Source organism: Brevundimonas sp., from assembly GCF_046299595.1.
Classification (GTDB): domain Bacteria; phylum Pseudomonadota; class Alphaproteobacteria; order Caulobacterales; family Caulobacteraceae; genus Brevundimonas.
Window position 1 is genome coordinate 672,091 of sequence record NZ_JBKBHQ010000001.1, and the last position, 18,247, is coordinate 690,337.

General features: G+C 64.3%; 16 protein-coding genes and 2 tRNA genes. 5 read left to right on the forward strand and 13 right to left on the reverse strand.

From position 1 onward, the window contains the following. Positions 1–10: 10 nt before the first annotated feature. Positions 11–1,444: a sodium-dependent transporter gene (locus ACK4E3_RS03350; RefSeq protein ID WP_409696335.1), complete on the reverse strand. Its 1,434-nt coding sequence runs from the start codon at positions 1,442–1,444 to the stop codon at positions 11–13. A gap of 174 nt (positions 1,445–1,618) precedes the next feature. Between ACK4E3_RS03350 and ACK4E3_RS03355 the strand changes: the two genes are divergently transcribed. From ACK4E3_RS03355 to ACK4E3_RS03365, 3 genes are all read left to right on the forward strand, one after another. Further along, positions 1,619–2,338: an MBL fold metallo-hydrolase gene (locus tag ACK4E3_RS03355; protein WP_409696338.1), complete on the forward strand. Its 720-nt coding sequence runs from the start codon at positions 1,619–1,621 to the stop codon at positions 2,336–2,338. A 75-nt stretch (positions 2,339–2,413) separates the two neighbouring features. Then, on the forward strand, positions 2,414–2,587 hold the full coding sequence (locus ACK4E3_RS03360) for a hypothetical protein (protein WP_409696341.1): 174 nt from the start codon (positions 2,414–2,416) through the stop codon (positions 2,585–2,587). A 94-nt stretch (positions 2,588–2,681) separates the two neighbouring features. Further along, positions 2,682–2,927 carry a general stress protein gene (locus tag ACK4E3_RS03365; protein WP_409696344.1) on the forward strand — a complete coding sequence of 82 codons (246 nt, stop codon included), beginning with the start codon at positions 2,682–2,684 and terminating at the stop codon, positions 2,925–2,927. A gap of 46 nt (positions 2,928–2,973) precedes the next feature. Here ACK4E3_RS03365 and ACK4E3_RS03370 read toward each other — a convergent pair. Then, a tRNA-Leu gene (locus ACK4E3_RS03370) sits at positions 2,974–3,060 on the reverse strand. Between the two features lie 180 nt (positions 3,061–3,240). Continuing rightward, on the reverse strand, positions 3,241–4,491 hold the full coding sequence (locus ACK4E3_RS03375; protein ID WP_409696347.1) for a class I SAM-dependent RNA methyltransferase: 1,251 nt from the start codon (positions 4,489–4,491) through the stop codon (positions 3,241–3,243). 148 nt (positions 4,492–4,639) lie between these two features. On the opposite strand from ACK4E3_RS03375, the gene ACK4E3_RS03380 reads away from it, so the two are divergent. Further along, positions 4,640–5,275, forward strand: a complete 636-nt coding sequence (locus ACK4E3_RS03380; protein WP_409696350.1) for a glycine zipper 2TM domain-containing protein — start codon at positions 4,640–4,642, stop codon at positions 5,273–5,275. Between the two features lie 82 nt (positions 5,276–5,357). Here the strand turns inward: ACK4E3_RS03380 and ACK4E3_RS03385 are convergent, their stop codons facing one another. The 5 genes from ACK4E3_RS03385 to ACK4E3_RS03405 form a co-directional block, all read right to left on the reverse strand. After that, positions 5,358–6,083 carry a TlyA family RNA methyltransferase gene (locus ACK4E3_RS03385; RefSeq protein ID WP_409696353.1) on the reverse strand — a complete coding sequence of 242 codons (726 nt, stop codon included), beginning with the start codon at positions 6,081–6,083 and terminating at the stop codon, positions 5,358–5,360. Beyond that, positions 6,083–8,938 carry a valine--tRNA ligase gene (locus ACK4E3_RS03390; RefSeq protein WP_409696356.1) on the reverse strand — a complete coding sequence of 952 codons (2,856 nt, stop codon included), beginning with the start codon at positions 8,936–8,938 and terminating at the stop codon, positions 6,083–6,085. Before ACK4E3_RS03390 ends, ACK4E3_RS03385 begins: the two co-directional genes overlap by 1 nt. A gap of 73 nt (positions 8,939–9,011) precedes the next feature. Beyond that, complete coding sequence (locus ACK4E3_RS03395) at positions 9,012–9,617, reverse strand: DUF2497 domain-containing protein (protein WP_409696359.1); 606 nt, start codon at positions 9,615–9,617, stop codon at positions 9,012–9,014. Between the two features lie 113 nt (positions 9,618–9,730). Continuing rightward, on the reverse strand, positions 9,731–11,263 hold the full coding sequence (locus ACK4E3_RS03400) for a TolC family outer membrane protein (protein WP_409696362.1): 1,533 nt from the start codon (positions 11,261–11,263) through the stop codon (positions 9,731–9,733). Between the two features lie 191 nt (positions 11,264–11,454). Further along, positions 11,455–12,084, reverse strand: coding sequence for a protein-L-isoaspartate O-methyltransferase family protein (locus ACK4E3_RS03405; protein WP_409696365.1), 630 nt, complete (start codon positions 12,082–12,084; stop codon positions 11,455–11,457). Positions 12,085–12,331: 247 nt separating this feature from the next. Between ACK4E3_RS03405 and ACK4E3_RS03410 the strand changes: the two genes are divergently transcribed. Beyond that, a tRNA-Cys gene (locus ACK4E3_RS03410) sits at positions 12,332–12,405 on the forward strand. Here ACK4E3_RS03410 and ACK4E3_RS03415 read toward each other — a convergent pair. The 5 genes from ACK4E3_RS03415 to ACK4E3_RS03435 form a co-directional block, all read right to left on the reverse strand. Then, positions 12,395–12,754: a hypothetical protein gene (locus ACK4E3_RS03415; RefSeq protein WP_409696368.1), complete on the reverse strand. Its 360-nt coding sequence runs from the start codon at positions 12,752–12,754 to the stop codon at positions 12,395–12,397. The two genes, ACK4E3_RS03410 and ACK4E3_RS03415, sit on opposite strands and share 11 nt — an antisense overlap. A gap of 496 nt (positions 12,755–13,250) precedes the next feature. Beyond that, positions 13,251–14,174 carry an RHS repeat-associated core domain-containing protein gene (locus tag ACK4E3_RS03420; protein ID WP_409696371.1) on the reverse strand — a complete coding sequence of 308 codons (924 nt, stop codon included), beginning with the start codon at positions 14,172–14,174 and terminating at the stop codon, positions 13,251–13,253. 1,066 nt (positions 14,175–15,240) lie between these two features. Next, entirely contained in the window at positions 15,241–16,239 is a 999-nt protein-coding gene (locus ACK4E3_RS03425) for an RHS repeat-associated core domain-containing protein (RefSeq protein WP_409696374.1), read from the reverse strand. 49 nt (positions 16,240–16,288) lie between these two features. Next, the gene (locus ACK4E3_RS03430; protein WP_409696377.1) at positions 16,289–16,669 is read right to left on the reverse strand and encodes a hypothetical protein; all 381 of its coding nucleotides are present in this window, start codon (positions 16,667–16,669) and stop codon (positions 16,289–16,291) included. Continuing rightward, positions 16,666–18,129 (reverse strand): RHS repeat-associated core domain-containing protein, encoded by a 1,464-nt coding sequence (locus ACK4E3_RS03435; protein WP_409696380.1) that lies wholly within the window; start codon positions 18,127–18,129, stop codon positions 16,666–16,668. Before ACK4E3_RS03435 ends, ACK4E3_RS03430 begins: the two co-directional genes overlap by 4 nt. Positions 18,130–18,247 lie beyond the last annotated feature (118 nt).

Below are 18,247 nucleotides of genomic sequence, written 5' to 3' on the forward strand. Positions count from 1 at the left end.
GGACGAGCCGTCAGGCCAGAATCTGCGGGAACAGGCCCAGCACCAGGATCGCCCCCACCGCCAGCGGGCAGACGAAGGCGATCAGGAAACGCCAGGCCTTGAGCACGCCGCCGGAAAGGTCCGTCTCGGCATTGACCAGCCGCTTGTCTGCGAACCAGCCGATGAAGATGGCCGTGATCAGGCCCGACAGCGGCAGCATCAGCTTGGAGGTAATGCCGTCGATGGCATCGAACCAGCCGAAGTTCTCGAAGCCGGGAATAAAGGGCAGCGGGCGCTGGTCAGCCAACAGGTTGAACGACAGCGCCGAAAGAAGCCCCACGCCGAACACGAACAGGCCGATCACAAGGGCCGCGAGCGTGCGCGGAGCCTTGAAGCGCTCCGTGACCCACGCCACCGAAATCTCGAGCAGGGACACCGACGAGGTGATCGCCGCAAACAGGGCCAGCACGAAGAAGGCAAAGCCCACGATCGCGCCGCCGGGCATGGAGTGGAAGGCGGCGGGCAGGGTCTGGAACATCAGGGTCGGCCCGGCATTGGGCTCCAGGCCCACGCTGAACACGATCGGGAAGATGGCCAGGCCCGCAATGATGGCCACGCCCGTGTCGGCAAAGGCGATGATGCCGCTGGTCTCGCCCAGCTTGGTCTCGCGCGAGGCATAGGCCCCATAGGCGATCATGGCACCGCCGCCGAGGCTCAGCGAGAAGAAGGCCTGCCCCAGCGCCGCATTGATCACGCCCGGCTGAAAGGCTGCGGACCAGTCGGGCGCGAACAGGAAGTTGACGGCCCGGGCGAAGTCGCCGGTGATGGACGAATAGATCGTGATGCCCAGCAGCAGCAGGAAGAAGGTCGGCATCAGCCACACGGCCGCCACCTCGATGCCGCCCTTGACCCCGCGTGCCACGATGAAGACGGTCAGGGCCACGAACACCGCCTGCCAGACCACCATCATGGTGGGGTCCGAGAACAGGGCGGGCATGATCTGGCGGATTTCCGCAACCGAGGAGTCGGCATAGGCCCCGGCAAGCGCATTGCCCCCGGCCAGCGCGCCGATCAGGTCACTGCCCGAGCTGATGACGAAGTGCATCACCCACCCGGCCACCACGCAGTAGAAGGTCAGGATCAGGGTGTTGGCGATCAGGCCGACCACCGCCAGCGAGCCCCACAGGGGCGAGGCACCGGACTCGCGGGCCAGGTGCACGGCACTGCCGATGGTGGACCGCTGGCCATGGCGACCGATCAGGGTCTCGGCCAGCAGCAGCGGGGCCGCGATCAGCAGGACACAGAGGATATAGAGCGCCACGAAGGCACCGCCCCCGTTCATGCCCGCCTCGGTCGGGAAGCGCCACAGATTGCCCAGTCCGACCGCCGAGCCCGTTGCCGCCAGCACGAAGGCTGCGCGCGACGACCATCGTGCCGATCCCGGCACCACCGGATTTGCTGCCATGATTTGTTTCCCCGCTCCTCGTTGTCCGCCCGGCATCCGCGACGCCATGACGGGGGCTGATTTCAGCCTTTATGCATGAATGGGGACCATGACCGGCAAGAACGCGCAAATCAACCATTACCGGGCGCAGGCAGGACTTGGACCCGCCGCCCTTCCGGCGCTAAGGGTTGAGCCATGAACCCGAGCAGCCCTGACCGCCCCAGCCCCAGCCCCGCTATCGGGGTATTCGTGATCCCGGTCACGCCCTTCCAGCAGAACTGCACCGTCGTCTGGTGCCAGAAGACGCGCAAGGCCGCCATCATCGACCCCGGCGATTCGGCTGCCGAAATCCTTGCCGAGGTGCGCCGCCGCGGGCTGGAGCCGGAAAAGATCTGGGTAACGCACGGGCATATCGACCACGCCGGAGCCGTGGCCGACATGAAGGACATCAGCGCACTGCCCGTCGAGGGGCCGCACCCCGAAGACCAGTTCTGGATCGAGGGCCTCAGCCAGCAGGGCGCGGCCTATGGAATGCTTCAGGCGCGCCCCTTCACGCCCGACCGCTGGCTGGGCGATGACGACCGCGTCACGCTGGGCGAGACGGAATGGGAGGTCTATCACACGCCGGGCCACACGCCGGGCCATGTGATCTTCTTTCATCGCCCCTCGCGCTTTGCCCAGGTGGGCGATGTGCTGTTCAAGGGCTCTGTCGGGCGCACCGACTTTCCGCGCGGCGATCTTCGCACCCTGATGCGCTCGGTGGTTACGCGGCTGTGGCCGCTGGGCGATGACGTCACCTTCGTGCCCGGCCACGGGCCCCAGTCGACACTGGGCGAGGAGCGGCGCACCAACCCCTTCGTCAGCGACGCGGTGCTGCGCGCCCAGGGCATCGACTTCGGCAGCGAGCAGGCCTGAACCGCCAGGGGATCAGCGAGAGACTGAACCGCGAGGTGCCGCGCGGCGTTCTCCTGTCATATCAGGAGCAGCCCCATGACCTTCATCGAGCCCCAGCCGGGCCCGGAAATCGAACCTGACAATGTGCCCCAGCCCGAGATCGAACCGGTCCCGCCACAGCCGGAGATCACGCCGGGCGATGCGCCGCTGGACATCCCGCCGCCTGAACCTGCCGGCGGCGAGCCGGGCGATTCACGGCCCCATGATTAAATCTGGCGGGCTCACTGTCTCGTTACGGAACCTTGGCCGCAGCGGGGGGGTTTGCTCCCCATCGGACAGCTGACATTCTGACGGAGAGCGCACGATGGCCGGTGAGCCCACCCCACGCAAGTCGAACATCTCCCGCCGTGGATTTGCATCCATGGACCCGGCCCGCCAGCGCGAGATCGCCCGCAAGGGTGGCGCCAGCGTGCCCAGCGAGAAACGCAGCTTCTCTCAGGACCGCACGCTTGCGGCTGAGGCCGGGCGCAAGGGCGGGGAGGCCTCACACGGCGGGCGCAAGCTGACCGAAGCCCGCGACGACCGCAGCGAGCGCACCGAGGGCGCCTGACGTCCCGTGCCTGATCTCTGCCACCGGATCTCTGGCCTCGTCTGGCTGGTGCGGGCGGCCGGACTCGAACCGGCATGGGCTTTCGCCCCAGGCATTTTAAGTGCCATGCGTCTACCAATTTCGCCACGCCCGCACGGCGCGTCGGGCCTATTCTGGGCCTCGATAACTCCCTATCGCCATAAGGCGCTGATAACAATGCGCTTTCCGGGCGAGACGCCAGGATTTTAAGTCCGTTGCGTCTACCAGTTTCGCCACGCCCGCGAACCGGAACGCGATGATAGCTGCCGCGCACCTCGTGCACTAGCGGGCAAGATCACTTGCGCGAAAAGGTGCCCACCAGCTCGATGTGGGCCGACCACAGGAACTGGTCGACCGGCTGGACGTCATCGAGCCGCCAGCCATGGCTGACGATCTCGGCGGCATCGCGCGCAAAGGTGGCCGGATTGCAGGAAATGCCGACGATGCGGCTCGCCCCGCTCAGTCCGATCTCGCGGGCCTGTGCCAGCGCGCCTGCACGCGGCGGATCGAACACCACCGTGTCGATGCCCTTCATCTCGCCTGCGCTCAAGGGATGCAGGAACAGGTCCCTCGCCTCTGCGCGAATGGGCTTCAGGCCCGGCGCGCTGGCCTGGGCGCGGCGCAGCGCCTCAATGGCCGGGGCCGATCCATCCATGGCCAGAACCGGACCGCGCTCGGCCAGCGGAAAGCTGAAGGTGCCGAGCCCGCAGAACAGGTCAGCCATGCGCCCGCCATCGCCTGTAGCCGCCATCATGGTCTCGACCATGGCCCGCTCGGCCTGCTCGACCGCCTGGGTAAAGCCGCCCGGCGGCAGAACGACGCGCGCGCGCCCGGCCTGCACCATGGGATCGCGCACCTGATAGAGCGTCTCGCCATCCATGGTCAGGCGAGCCAGATCGGCGCGCCCGGCCGCCTCGCCCGCCTGCATGATCTGATCGGCCGACAGGCCCGCGCGCCCGCGCATCACGCCGGTGACATCCACATCCAGCCCCGTCAGCGTGGCGGTGACGTGCAGGATCGGCGCCGACTTCGGATGGCCCAGAAACGGCCTCGCCACCTCGGCCAGGGCAGGCAGGGCGCGCTCGATGGCCGGGACCATGATGGGGCAACGCTCAACGGGCACCACGCTCCAGCTTCGCCTGCCCTTGAAGCCCAGCACCACCTGGCCACCGCGATCACGGCGGGCATGAAGGCCAACGCGGCGGCGCGAGGCCGGGCCGGTGGCGATCACGGGATGGACCTCGCACTCCAGCCCCTCGCGCGCCAGAGCCCTGATGACCTGATCGCGCTTCCACGCCAGATAGGGCTCGGCCCGCCAGTGCTGAAGCACGCAGCCGCCACAGGCCCCATAGTGCGGCGAGACCGGAGCGACACGATCGGGGCTGGGCTCGATCACCTGTCGCAGCGAGGCGCGCCCGTCCCTCACCTCGGCCAGAACCCGCTCGCCAGGCAGGGTCAGGGGCACATGGACAGCATCGCCCGAGGGCACCTGCGCCACGCCGTCGCCCTTGTGCCCGACGGACCGGATCGTCAGCGCCTGTTCCATGATCCCGTGTCCCGGCCCCTGAAAGATGAACGAAGATGAACGGCTTGCTCAATGGCCGTTCAGGTTGACCGCGATAGGTCTGAGCATGAAGGCCGGGGCAAGCGGGTGAACGCTTCCTGACCTGAGTGATTTGAACAGGAGCCTTACCATGTCGCTTCGTGCCAGGAACATCTCTCTCGCCGCCGCAGCGGCCATCGCTCTGGGTGCGGTCGCCGCACCGGGCATGGCCCAGGCCCAAAGCTATGGCCAGCCCTATGGCTATGGCGGTTACGGCTATCAGGGCCAGCAAGGCTATTACGATCCGTGCCTTCGTGAAGCGCGCGAGCGCCAGACTGCCGGTGGCCTGATCGGTGCCACCATTGGCGCGGTTGCGGGCTCGCAGATCGCCGCGCGCGGCCGCCGCACGGAAGGCAGTGTGCTGGGCGCGGTCGTGGGTGCCGCCATCGGCGCGGGCGCGGGCCGCTCTCAGGCCGCCTGCACGGGCCAGCCCTATCAGGGGTCGGGCTACGGCTATGACGCGCGCGGCTATGACTATGGCTATGACCAGCGCGGCTATGACTATCGTCATGACACGCGCGGCTATGACTATGACCAGCGCGGCTATGACTATCGCTATGACCAGCGTGGCTATGGCCAGCAGGGCTACGGCCAGCATGGTTATGGTCATCACAGCTACGGCTGCCGCCTGGCCGAGAGCCGCATCACCCTTCCCGATGGACGTCAGGACGTGCGCTGGGTTCGCACCTGCCCCGACGCCAACGGCCGCTATCGCGTCGTCGATTAAGTTTCAGCCCCCCTGTCGATCGACGATGTGACGGAAGCCGCCGGTGGAGAAATCCGCCGGCGGTTTTCAAATTGTGTCTCCCTCACCGGCGCCGCGCCCACAGCAGATATTCGTGATTGCCGTCGCCGCCCGTAATGGGGCTGTCGGCCTCGCCCGCGATGTGCCAGCCCTCCCCCTCCAGCCAGACCCGGACACGAGCAAGCGCCGCGCGCCGCGCCGCCTCGTCGCGCACCACGCCGCCGCGGCCCACATCGGAGCGCCCCTCCATCTCGAACTGCGGCTTGACCAGGGTCACGAGGTCCGCGTCCCCGGCGGCCAGCGTCAGGGGCACCTTCAGCACCTTGGCCAGGCTGATGAAGCTGGCATCGCAGACGATCAGGCCCGGCGCATCGGAGATGAGCGTGCGGTCGAGCGTGCGCGCGTCCTGCCGCTCCAGTGAGATCACTCGTGCGTCGCTGGCCACATCGGCATGAAGCTGGCCATGGCCCACATCGACCGCATAGACGCGCGCCGCACCGCGCATCAGGCACACTTGCGTGAAGCCGCCGGTGGACGCGCCCACGTCCAGCACTACGCGGCCCTCGACACGCACCGGCCAAAGCGACAGGGCATGATCCAGCTTCAGCCCCGCCCGGCTGACGAAGGGATGGGCGGCCTGCGCTTCCACAACGGCATCCACCCCGACCTTCTGGGAGGGCGCGCGCGCAACCGCGCCGCCGACGCGCACCTTGCCTGCCTCGATGGCCGCCCGCGCCGCCGCGCGGCTGGGCAGCAGGCCCCGTGCCACCAGAAGCTGGTCGAGGCGCATCAGCCCATGGCATCCAGCCGTGCCAGCGCCGCGCGCAGCTTGTCGCGACCGGCCTCGGCATCGCTGAGGCGCGTGCGGTTCTCCTCGATCACGGCCTCGGGGGCTCGGCTGACGAAGGCCTCGTTGGAGAGCTTGGCATTGACCTGGGCGATCTGGGCCTCGAAGCCCGCGATGGCCTTCTCCAGCCGCGCCCGCTCTGCCGCCAGGTCGATCACGCCCGCCAGTGCCAGCGCCGCCGTGGCGCCGCCGGCCACGAACGTCACCGCGCCCGCAGGCACCGCCCCGGCCTCGTCCAGCGATGACAGGCGCGCCAGACGCACGATCAGCTCGCGGTGGCGCACCATCAGGGCGCGGGTGCGCGCATCGGGATTGACGAGGGCGAGCGGTACCTGCACTCCGGGGGGCACGTTCATCTCGGCGCGCAGCGAGCGCACCTCGGTGACCAGATCGACCAGCCAGTCGATCTCGGCGGCGGCCTCGGCATCGCGGAAACTGTCGGGCAGCTCCGGCCACGCAGCAGCCATCAGCAGGCCCTCGCGCGCAGGACCGCTTTCGCCCAGCTCGGCCCACAGCTCCTCGGTGATGAAGGGCATGATCGGGTGCAGCAGCTTGAGCGTCTGGTCCAGCGTCCAGGCGGTCATGGCGCGCGTCTCGGCTTTGGCGGCCTCGTCAGCACCGCCGAAAACGGGCTTGGCCAGTTCCAGATACCAGTCGCAAAACACGTTCCAGATGAAGCGATAGAGTGCACCGGCCGCATCATCGAAGCGCCCGCCCTCGATGGCGGCGGACACCTCGCGCTCGGCACGCACCAGCTCGCCCCTGATCCAGCGGTTGATGGTCTGGCTGACGCCTGCCGGATCAAAGCCCTCGACGCGCCCGGCCCCGTTCATCTGGGCAAAGCGCGCCGCATTCCACAGCTTGGTGCCGAAGTTGCGATAGCCCTCGATGCGCTGCTTCGACAGCTTGATGTCGCGCGTGCCCGACAGGATGGCCATGGTGAAGCGCAGCGGGTCCGCGCCCAGCTCGTCGATGATCTCCAGCGGGTCGATGACGTTGCCCTTGGACTTCGACATCTTCTGGCCCTTCTCGTCGCGGACCAGCCCGTTGATGATGACGCGGCGGAATGGCACCTGATCGGTGAAATGCAGGCCCATCATCATCATGCGCGCGACCCAGAAGAAGATGATGTCCGCTGCCGTGACCAGATCGGAGGTGGGATAGAAGCGCTTCAGATCCTCGGTCTGCTCGGGCCAGCCCATGGTCGAGAACGGCCACAGGGCCGATGAGAACCACGTGTCGAGGACGTCAGTTTCTTGAGCGATGTCTATGCGCTCGTAGCCGCGCTCATCGCCAAACCATCTAGGAGCTATCCCGAACTCAACTGGACACCCATAAAAGTCCTCAGCACTTGCTCGCGCAGCTTCAGCAGTTTCTGCGACAAAAACTTTGAGCTCGTGCTTAGAAGGTTCTTTGGGTTTGCTTCCGTCGTCATTCGCTGGCGGCCCATACCAGGCCGGGATGCGGTGCCCCCACCAGAGTTGGCGGCTGATGCACCAGGGCTCGATGTTGCGCATCCACTCGAAATAGATCTTCTCGTAGGACTTGGGCTCAAAGGCCATGTCGCCGCGCTCGACCGCTGCAATGGCCGGTCCGGCCAGGGTCTTGGCATCGACATACCACTGGTCGGTCAGCCACGGCTCGATCACCGCGCCCGAGCGGTCGCCGTGGGGCACCACGTGGCGGGTCTTCTCCACCGCCTTCAGCCAGCCTTCGGCTTCGGCGCGCGCCACGATGGCCTTGCGCGCCGCAAAGCGGTCCATGCCCACATAGTCGGCGGGCACGTCGGGGGCATCCTCGTTGGTGATCTGCGCCAGGGCGTCCATGACATTCAGGCTGGGCAGGCCCGCGCGCTTGCCCACGCCAAAGTCGTTGAAGTCGTGCGCAGGGGTGATCTTCACCGCGCCCGAGCCCTTCGCCGGATCGGCGTAAGCATCGGCAACGATGGGGATGCGGCGCCCCACGATGGGCAGGATCACCTGCCTGCCCACCAGCCCTGCATAGCGCGCATCGTCCGGGTGCACCGCCACGCCGGTGTCGCCCAGCATGGTCTCGGGCCGCGTGGTGGCGACGACGATATGGTCGCGCCTCTCCCATTCGGTCGCATTGCCGTCCTCGTCGAAGGCGACGGGGTGCTCATAGGTCACGGGCTTTCCGTCTTCATCGGGAGCCAGCGGATAGGCAAAGTGCCAGTAGTGACCATCCATCTCGCGCTGCTCGACCTCGAGGTCCGAGATGGCGGTCTGGAAATGCGGATCCCAGTTCACCAGCCGCTTGTCGCGATAGATCAGCCCATTGCGGTAAAGCTCGACGAACACCTTGCGCACGGCAGCCGACAGGCCCTCATCGAGCGTGAAGCGCTCGCGGCTCCAGTCGCACGACGCGCCAAGGCGGCGAAGCTGGCGCACGATGGTGCCGCCGCTCTCGCCCTTCCAGTCCCAGACCTTTTTGACGAAGGCGTCGCGGCCCATGTCGCGGCGGCCGATGTTGCCCTCGGCCGCCAGCTTGCGCTCGACCACCATCTGGGTGGCGATGCCCGCGTGATCCGTGCCGGGCAGCCACAGCACCGCCTTGCCCTTCATGCGGTGATAGCGGGCCAGAATGTCCTGCAGCGTGTTGTTCAGCGCATGGCCGATGTGCAGCGAGCCCGTCACGTTCGGTGGCGGGATGACGATCGAATAGGCGTCTGCGGCTCCGTCCGTCGCGGCGCGGGCGCGCGGGGCGAACAGGCCGCTTTCCTCCCACTGTTTGTAGAGGCGCGGCTCGATGGTGGCGGGGTCGAAGGTCTTTTCCAGCATGGGCGGTCTTTTGGACAAAGAAAGAGGGCGGCACCAGAGGCACCGCCCTCACATCGCTGATTTTATGGGTGCGTCAGCGGGTCAGGCGGCGGGAGATGCGCTCTACCTCGGCCTGGACCTGAGCCTCGACGATGGCGGGCAGATTGGCGTCCAGCCAGTCCTTGAGCATGGGGCGCATCATCTCGCGCACCAGATCCTCCAGCGAGCGGCCCTCGCTGGGCATCCGCAGGGAAGCGCCCAGGCCGGCAAAGGCACTGGCAACGCTGTCTGCGGTGCGATCGCTGACAAGGCTCTCGGCTTCGGACAGGCTCATGACGGGCTCCGGGGCAGCGGCGGGGAAAGGTTCGGGCTCGGGCTCGAAGGCGGCGACCGGCTCGGGCGCAGGTTCGGGCTCCGGTGCGGGCGATACGTCCAGATCACCGATGGACTCGGCTGCATAGGGCTCGGTCAGTTCCAGCACGTCGTCGTCGGCCTGCCCGGCCACCACCGGTTCGGGCGCAGGCTCGGGCGCGTAGGCGGGTGCAGGCTCGGGTTCGGGTGCGGAATGGGGCACGGGCTCGGCAGCCGCTTCGGGCTGGGGCGCTGCCGCCTGCTCGGGCGCGTCATCCTCAGAGATGATGCGGCGGATGGAGGCGAGAATCTCCTCCATCGTCGGTTCCTGGGCGGTCTGGTCGGACATGATGGGCCCCCGGCACGAGTGTTCGTCAGCATCCCTCGTCGCACTTAGGGCGCGCCAAATCAACGGCCCTTATTCGCCGGAATGGTGAATTTCCAGTGAGACGAGGCGCGCGATCAGCGGCGGGTCTGCACGACCTCGGGGCGAAGCTGCTGATCGATGGGCGCGCTGGACTGGGGCGGCGTGGTGTTGACTGCGGGCGAGGCCACGCGGTCGATCGCTTCGACCACGCCTTCCCACGGCACCGCACCGCGGTTGCGCACGCGCCGGAAGTTGTCCTCTGGATCATAGACGTCGATGCCCTGCACCAGCGTGGCCGCATCAAGACGGCCCATGGCCGCCAGCAGGGCCGCCTGGGCCACATATTCGTTGCGCCGCGCATTGGCGTAGGCCACTTCGGCGTTGCGCAGCTCCAGCTCCTGATTGAGCACGTCGAGCGTGGTGCGCAGGCCCACCTGGGCCTCCTGGCGCACGCCCTCGGACGCGATGGTCGCCGCCCGCGCCGCCTGCTCGGTCGCCCTCAGGGTCGAGCGGGCCGAGATGATCTGGGCATAGGCCTGACTGACCTCGCGCAGCACATTGCGGCGCGCGCCCTCCACATTGATCTGTGCGGCGTTGGACTGCTCCAGCGCCTGGGCGACGCGCGACTGGTTCAGCCCGCCGGTGAACAGGGGCACCGACACGCTGGCGGTGGCCTGAAAGCTCTGGCGCTGGGCCAGGTCGAAGCTCGACAGGTCGCCCGTGCCGCCATAGGAGGCGGTGAGGCGCGCGCTGGGGCGGAACTCGGCACGGGCCTGGGCGAGGCGGTATTCGGCGGCGCTGAGGCCATATTCGGCGGCCAGAAGCGCAGGCGCCGAGCGCAGGCCCAGTTCCAGCGCCAGATCGAAGTCGTCGGGCACGCCCGGCAGGGCGGGCACCTCGGCCAGATCGGCGGGCGACTGGCCCACCACGGCGGCATAGGCAGCGCGGCTGACCGAAAGCTGGGCGCGCGCGGCGGCCAGATCGGACTCGGCCTGGGCGAGGCGCGCCTCGGACTGGGCCACGTCGGTGCGGGTGATCTCGCCGACCTCGAAGCGCGCGCCGGTCTCGTCAAGCTGGCGGCGCAGCACCGAGACGCTGTTCTCGCGGATGGCGAGGATCTCCAGATCACGCTGCACGTCCACATAGGCCTGGATGACGCTCAGCAGCACCTGCTGCTCGACGGCGCGCAGGTTCTCGCGGCCCTGGCGGATCTGGGCCTCGGTGGCGCTGATGCCATGGCTGATGCGACCGCCGCTGTAGAGCGTCTGGGACAGGCTGATGCTGGCCGAAGCGGACGAGTTTTCGGTCACGCCGCCGGTAGTCACGGTGGTGTCGGGAATGCCGTCGCCGTCGGTGTCGATGACCGTGGTGCCGCCTTGGGAGTCGGTGCGCGAATAGCTGGCACCGGAGGAGACCGACAGATCGGGCCGCAGACCGGCGCGCGCCTGCACATAGTTCTCGTCCAGAGCCCGCTGGCTGGCCCGCTGGGCCTGAAGCGTCGGGTTGGTCTGATAGGCAAGCGCGATGGCTTCCTGCAGCGTGTCCGACCACGAAGGGGCCGCCGCGCCCAGCGCAACGATCACGGCAAGGGCGGAAACGGGTCCGTTCAGACGGCGGCGAGACGACATTCTATATCCTCATCCGGCGCAACAGGGCGCCGTCATCATGGTGCTGACCCTGTGCGCACCGTTTAGCGACAGCGGCTATGGCTGGGCCAGTTAAGTTTTCTTCACGCACTGACTTCAAACGCGGCACTCAGGCCCGATCCGTCGCTCGCGCACCGGCGAGGCCCCGTGCTGCGTCATCGCTGCGCGCGAGATCAGAACGCGAATGTGGGCTTCGCTTCCATGCCTGCAAGCACCTGAGCTGCGGATTCGAACAGGGCGCGGCGCGAAAGACCCACATTCTGTTTCTGATAGAGCACAGCCTTGCCGATGGGGCCGGTGCGCTCGACCATGCCGAGCCGCCCGCCCGGCTGCAGCACATCCAGCCACGCATCGGGGCGCGCGCTGACGGCGCCTTCGCTGACGATCAGGTCGAAGGGACCACCCACCGGGGCATCGAACGGGGCCACCTCAAGGTGCACGCCGGCTTCGGCCAGCGCCGGTCCGATCAGGGCCGCGGCAGCCTCGTCCGCCTCCTGAGCGACCACCTCAAGCCCCATCTGCGCCATGACCAGCGCCGCATAGGGCGCACCGATGGCCAGGGCGCGTTCACCCGGCACGGGCTCCAGCGCCTGAAGCAGCTTGCCCACGTCGCGCGGCAGCATCAGCTGGCGGCCCGGCGCGAAGGTGGGGCTGACGTCCGCATAGGCCTCGAAGCGGCGCTCCTCGGGCAGCAGCGTCTCGCGCGCGACCTTGAGCAGGGCCGACTGCAGCTTGCGGTTGGTCACGTCGCTGGTGCGGACCTGGGAGTCGACCATGACCTGGCGCGCGGCGGAAAAGTCCATCGTTGTCGTTCCCCGGATCGTTCCGTGAAGCCCGCAGCGGCGGGCGTGAGGCAGGGGCCAGCGCGGCGCAGCTTTCCGCGCGCGCGGCCATGGCGCGCTTATAGGTCCGTGCCCACGCCGAGGGCAAGAAGCGCCCGCGTACAACTCCCTCGTTGCGGCGCGTCGTGCGATCTGATAGCGAACGCCCCTCGCGCTGATGACCACACCGGCGGGGCCTCGGGTCCGGCGGTGGCGCGAGCGCGATGGCGGCCTGATGGCGGAGTGGTTACGCAGCGGACTGCAAATCCGTGTACGCCGGTTCGATTCCGGCTCAGGCCTCCACACCTTCCCTCACCAACAGCTCGGCCACCTCGTCGGCGCCCGACCAGAGCGTACGGGTCATGACGCCGTTCACGATCTTGACCGTGCGCCGGTCGTCGCCGTCATAGGCGTATGAGGCCGTCATGCCCGGGCGGCTGGCCCCCACCAGGCGGTTGCCGAAGGTGTAGCTCCAGGTGTTCACCCCATCAAAGGTCAGGTTCGCGTCGTCATCGAAGGCGTTGACCCGGCTGACACCGCCTTGAGTTTCCGAAGCCACCTGATTGAGGGCGTTCACGGCACCATAGGTGCGGGCATAGCCCAGCGTGGGCTGCCACTCGAAGGCCTGCGGCCGGGTGTTGCCTATCGTCAAGCTGAAAAGCGGGTGCAGCCCAGTGGCCGTCAAGAGCATTGCCCAGCGGGAATATAGCCCCGCACATTGTAATATAAAACAGCAGAGTTCCTATCTTCCCGGCTGCCCAATCCCACAAAAACACTATAAGGAATCCTAAAAGTAATTATATTATGCGCGGACAGGCGTTGATCACAGCTCACTCTTCCGCCGAGGCACAAGCCAAGGTTTTCTGATTTTACGTGAAACCTATCTCCGTTTAACTCAGCGTAAATCAACGTATCTGCAAAGTGGAATCTGCTATAATTATCTGGCAACATATAATGGAATAAACAAATATCCTCATCTGTATTGTTAATTATTGAAATTTCGAACCCTTCCCCAACCTGGACAGCATTTACAAGGGGGATAACAATTGATGAGCTGTTCTGAGCGGCACCAATTAGTGCAACCCTTTCTTCATGTACATTAGCGCACCCTGTTATGAAAACTGCAGAAGCTACAAGAGAAATTTTAATCATCGGAAGGCAAACTCCATTAGGTGATCTGGATTGATAACTGTTAAATCGGGCCTATGGTTTATCATATCCTGAAAACTGCTAGGAGAATGGTAGCGATAGGCAATAATTCCGTTTAATGACTGATCTTCTAGGCCGTTTTCTGAATGGAAGGTTTCATGCCCAAGAACCCATTCTAGCGCTGCGTCGTCGCCAAAGGACGAGTGCGCAGTATTAATATAGATTGCACGCTCTCCTATATGGGCGATTGCGAAAACGGATGGTCGCCTTCCCATATCCGCCCACTCGTCAGCAGAACGCCCATGGATATAAGAACCACTCCCGCTATCATTTCGCAAAATCAAGGCGGCCGTCCTGTAATGTGTGGCCGAGGCCATCATGTTTTCAGCAGTCCCGGCACCCTGCCCCATGACTGCTTCATAACGAGTAATAGTCCTTTGTGTTTGCATGGTTATATTATTTCCAGATTGCATATTTGTCACCGCCACCTCTAAGCTCGATGCGGCTCGGTCGAATCTGTTCGCGATACTCCGCTGAGCAGTTCTCACACGTGACCACTGCGAATTGCTAAAGCCCTCTCCACGGTCGTGTTTCAGCCCCGTCGGATCGGTCAGGTTCACCGGATCGGCCAGCACATACAGCGTCAGGTTCGGATCGTCCTTTGTGCCGATGGGATCGGTGGAGAGGAACTGGCCAAGGCGGGGGTGGTAGTATCTGGCGCGGTATTGATAGAGCCCGGTCTCGGCGTCGTACTGGCGGCCGGTGTAGCCGAACACCCCGCCCCCTGCTCCCGGGCCCGGCGGCATCTGGCCGGGCATGGCGAACTCACCATAGGGTGAATAGCTGGCCGTCTGCACCGCATGGCCGGAAGCATCGGTGACGGCGATCACGCTGCCCTGATGATCGGTGTGGAACCAGCCCACCTCGCCGCTGCCGGTGATCCGCCTCTCCGCCCCGAGGCATCATAGCCGTAGGTGAACGTCACCGCACCGGTCGGCGAGCCCGCCGCAAAGCCGTGCGAGAGCGTGGCCAGGCGATGGTCAGGGCGCCACGTCCACTGGCTCGCCACCGCGTTGCTGCGTGACAACCCCGTGGGGCGCGACAATCTCTCGTGTACCGCACATAAACGACTATGTAGCACTGGCTAATTGTTACTTGGGACACGGAAGCTCTCCCGACGACCGTCGCATTCTTCCGGACAAGTGCGCCACCACGAATAGGCATTCGGCCGGAAGCTAATCTCTCCAAATATGGTATTGAGACGGAAGAGGTATTCAAGTTCTATCAGGTGCTCTGCCGCTGGCGATGTTCCAGCGCAGGATACGACCACACTGCTCACGCCCCTGAAGCGCGTCGCGGGTCTCACAATCATTTCTCCACTCTTGCAGGCTTCCAGATAGTCCGCTTCTGCCTCTCCGTACTGCTCGGAACTTATACGATCACCACCCCACAAACACACGGGTCCGTGATCGCTTTGGCAGCGAAGCGCTTTGTCCAGTGCCGACGCTTCATCCCGTTGTGTTGTCAGTCCAGGGCCAAAAAAAGCGATAATCATGGCTATGAAACTCACCATAGCAAAACGGAGCAGCAGGTCCCAGGCACTCATATTCTATTACCTTCTGTTGGTCTCTTGAAACTCGAAGCGCGCGCGCATGTCTGCATTAGGCTCTTGACGGTATGAGCTGCAGTTGGGACACATTACGCGCGCCCAGATTTCAATGGCTCGATTCTGCTCGGGGTTGTTCCCGTCCAAGTCGGTAGAAAATCTCTGCGAATTGGCGACGCCGATAGCGTCATATTGGTAAGTTCTCGTCCTGCTGTCGAACCATAACCTGCCCTCCCAAGAAACCTGCATGCGGCCGAGACCGGCTCCCTGGGCCCCGTTTATCGGGAGCACTGTATTCGCACGAACGCCCGTGATTACCTGATCAGGATTTGCCCTAGCTTGCCTGAATGCTTCCTGGAGCGCTGAGCCAAGAACCGGGGCGCCTAAAAAGCACCATCTCTAATTTGTCGCCAATGCTGGGGTGCCCGCGCGACATGAAGCACATCATAGAATACTGTGCCAGTTTGCCCTTCTCGCCCAATTCTGCTTGCTACGCTTAACCAATTTGCACCGGGCACCGGCGTGCGTGACGGTTCATAATGTCTAAGCGCATAAACTCTGCACCCTCCGCCTCCCATGCGTTCAAAGATTGACGGTCGCGGGGTAGATCCAATGGCGACCTCGCATTCGCCTGTCGGGTCTGTGTGATTCACGGGGTCAACGCCAACATACAGCGTCAGGTTCGGATCGTCCCTGGTGCCGATGGGGTCGGTGGAGAGGAACTGGCCCAGCCTCGGGTGATAGTAGCGTGCGCGGTATTGATAGAGGCCGGTCTCGGCATCGTATTGGCGGCCGGTGTAGCCGAACACGCCGCCCCCCGCTCCCAGGCCCGGCGGCATCTGGCCGGGGGTGGCGAACTCACCATAGGGTGAATAGCTGGCCGTCTGCACCGCATGGCCCGAGGCATTGGTGACGGCGATCACACTGCCCTGATGATCGGTGTGGAACCAGCCAACCTCTCCGCTGGCAGAGACCTGCGCCACCCGCCGGTCCATGGCTCCGGTGCCGTCGGGGATGAAGCGGCGCAGGGTTACCCCGTTCACATCCAGCTCGGCCACCTCGTCGGCGCCCGACCAGAGGGTGCGGGTCATGACGCCATTGACGATCTTCACCGTGCGCCGGTCATCGCCGTCATAGGCGTATGAGGCCGTCATGCCGGGGCGGCTGGCCCCCACCAGACGGTTGCCGAAAGTGTAGCTGTAGGTGTTCACCCCATCAAACGTCAGGTTCGCGTCGTCATCGAACGCATTGGCCCGGGTGACGCTCCCTTGAGTTTCCGAAGCCACCTGGTTGAGGGCGTTCACGGCACCGTAAGTGCGGGCATAGCCCAGCGTGGGCTGCCACTCGAAGGCCTGCGGCTGGGTGTTGCCGATCGAGGTCACGCGCCCCGAGGTGTCGTAATCGCAACCAAGAAACGCCGCGTCAGCGTTGTCACGCTCGCCACACCCTTCTAAGAACAATGGAGGCAATCGCCGCTGCCGCGTAAAGAAAAGTTATCATTAACGCCACATTAAAGTTAGGGTTCATTCCGGCGGCCTCAGATACAGATAGATTTCTCACCATAGTTACAGATAAAATATACCCAATATTCATATATGAAATAAATACTAGTGCAATATAAACAACTGCGCATAAAATATCTGATAGTGTATCTATAGCCTTTTTATTTATAATCGCAATAAATATAATCGATATTACCGCCGCCGGTATCAAAATTGGTGTCGGAATAGTCGGGCTCAACACAAAGCTTGGAAACACCACAATCGTCGCGACCGCATATTTGACGTCTTTTGGATGGAACGCGCTCTTCACCTAGACAGCTCCCGAGATACAGCTTCTTGAATATTATCGGCTCTTAAATCCCAAGTCTTAAGGTTCGCCCACCCGATATAGGTGCTGATATAATTATCCTCACTCTCGGATTGCAAGGGCGATAATCCTTCTCCGTACGTGTACACAATCCTATCGTCACCATCTCTAACCGATACAGACGCGGCAAGTCCGTACGCAAATACGTGCAATCCGTATCCAAGATTCCGCAGATCAGTTCTTGTAGTATTGACTAGGACGAGTTGACCCAAGCTGTCTGTACGTGTGTACGACGTCACAGAGTTAAATGGAGCAGGTAAAAAGGCATCATTGCGCGTACCCCCCTCTGTCGCCGCTCTTCGCAGAAAATTGGGAACGGCATTGGCTACGAATATTCGGTTCCACACTTCGTCAGAAAGACGCCCCGCGCCCTGAATTCTGTGCGCATAGAGATAGGAGTGATAGTTCGGATGGCTTCGGAGCATTGTCTGTGGAGCCCATGTCGGCCTTGGCACATCAAAGGTCCCGACAAATGGCACATCCGGAGTTGTTCTCCACACGCGCCCGCCAGTTATTGAGCGCGTCTCCTGCCCATCCGGATCCGTGTGATTCACCGGATCGAGGCGGACGTAGAGGGTGAGGTTCGGATCGTCCTTGGTGCCGATGGGGTCGGTGGACAGGAACTGGCCCAGGCGCGGGTGGTAATAGCGCGCCCGGTACTGATAGAGCCCGGTCTCGGCATCGTACTGGCGGCCGGTGTAGCCGAACACCCCGCCCCCTGCCCCCAGGCCCGGCGGCATCTGGCCGGGCATGGCGAACTCGCCATAGGGCGAATAGCTGGCCGTCTGCACCGCATGGCCCGAGGCATTCGTGACAGCGATCACACTGCCCTGATGATCGGTGTGGAACCAGCCTACCTCGCCGCTGGCAGAGACCTGTGCCACCCGCCGGTCCATGGCTCCGGTGCCGTCGGGAATGAAGCGGCGCAGGATCACCCCGTTCGCATCCAGCTCGGCCACCTCGTCGGCGCCGGACCAGAGCGTGCGGGTCATCACGCCATTGACGATCTTCACCGTGCGCCGGTCGTCGCCGTCATAGGCGTATGAGGCTGTCATGCCCGGGCGGCTGGCGCCCACCAGACGGTTGCCGAAGGTGTAGCTGTAGGTGTTCACCCCATCAAAGGTCAGGTTCGCGTCGTCATCGAAGGCGTTGACCCGGGTGACACCGCCTTGAGTTTCCGAAGCCACCTGATTGAGGGCGTTCACGGCACCGTAAGTGCGGGCATAGCCCAGCGTGGGCTGCCACTCGAAGGCCTGCGGCTGGGTGTTGCCGATCGAGGTCACGCGCCCCGAGGCGTCATAGCCATAGGTGAAGGTCACCGCACCGGTCGGCGAGCCCGCCGCAAAGCCGTGCGAGAGCGTGGCCAGGCGATGGTCAGGGCGCCACGTCCACTGGCTGGCCACCCCGTTGCTGCGTAAAAGGCACAACGGTTCGCCTCAATGCAATATATTCCTACGGAACTTATAAAATCCAACACGTTCCCAATACTCTATTATTAATACCCCACCAGGATATGGATCC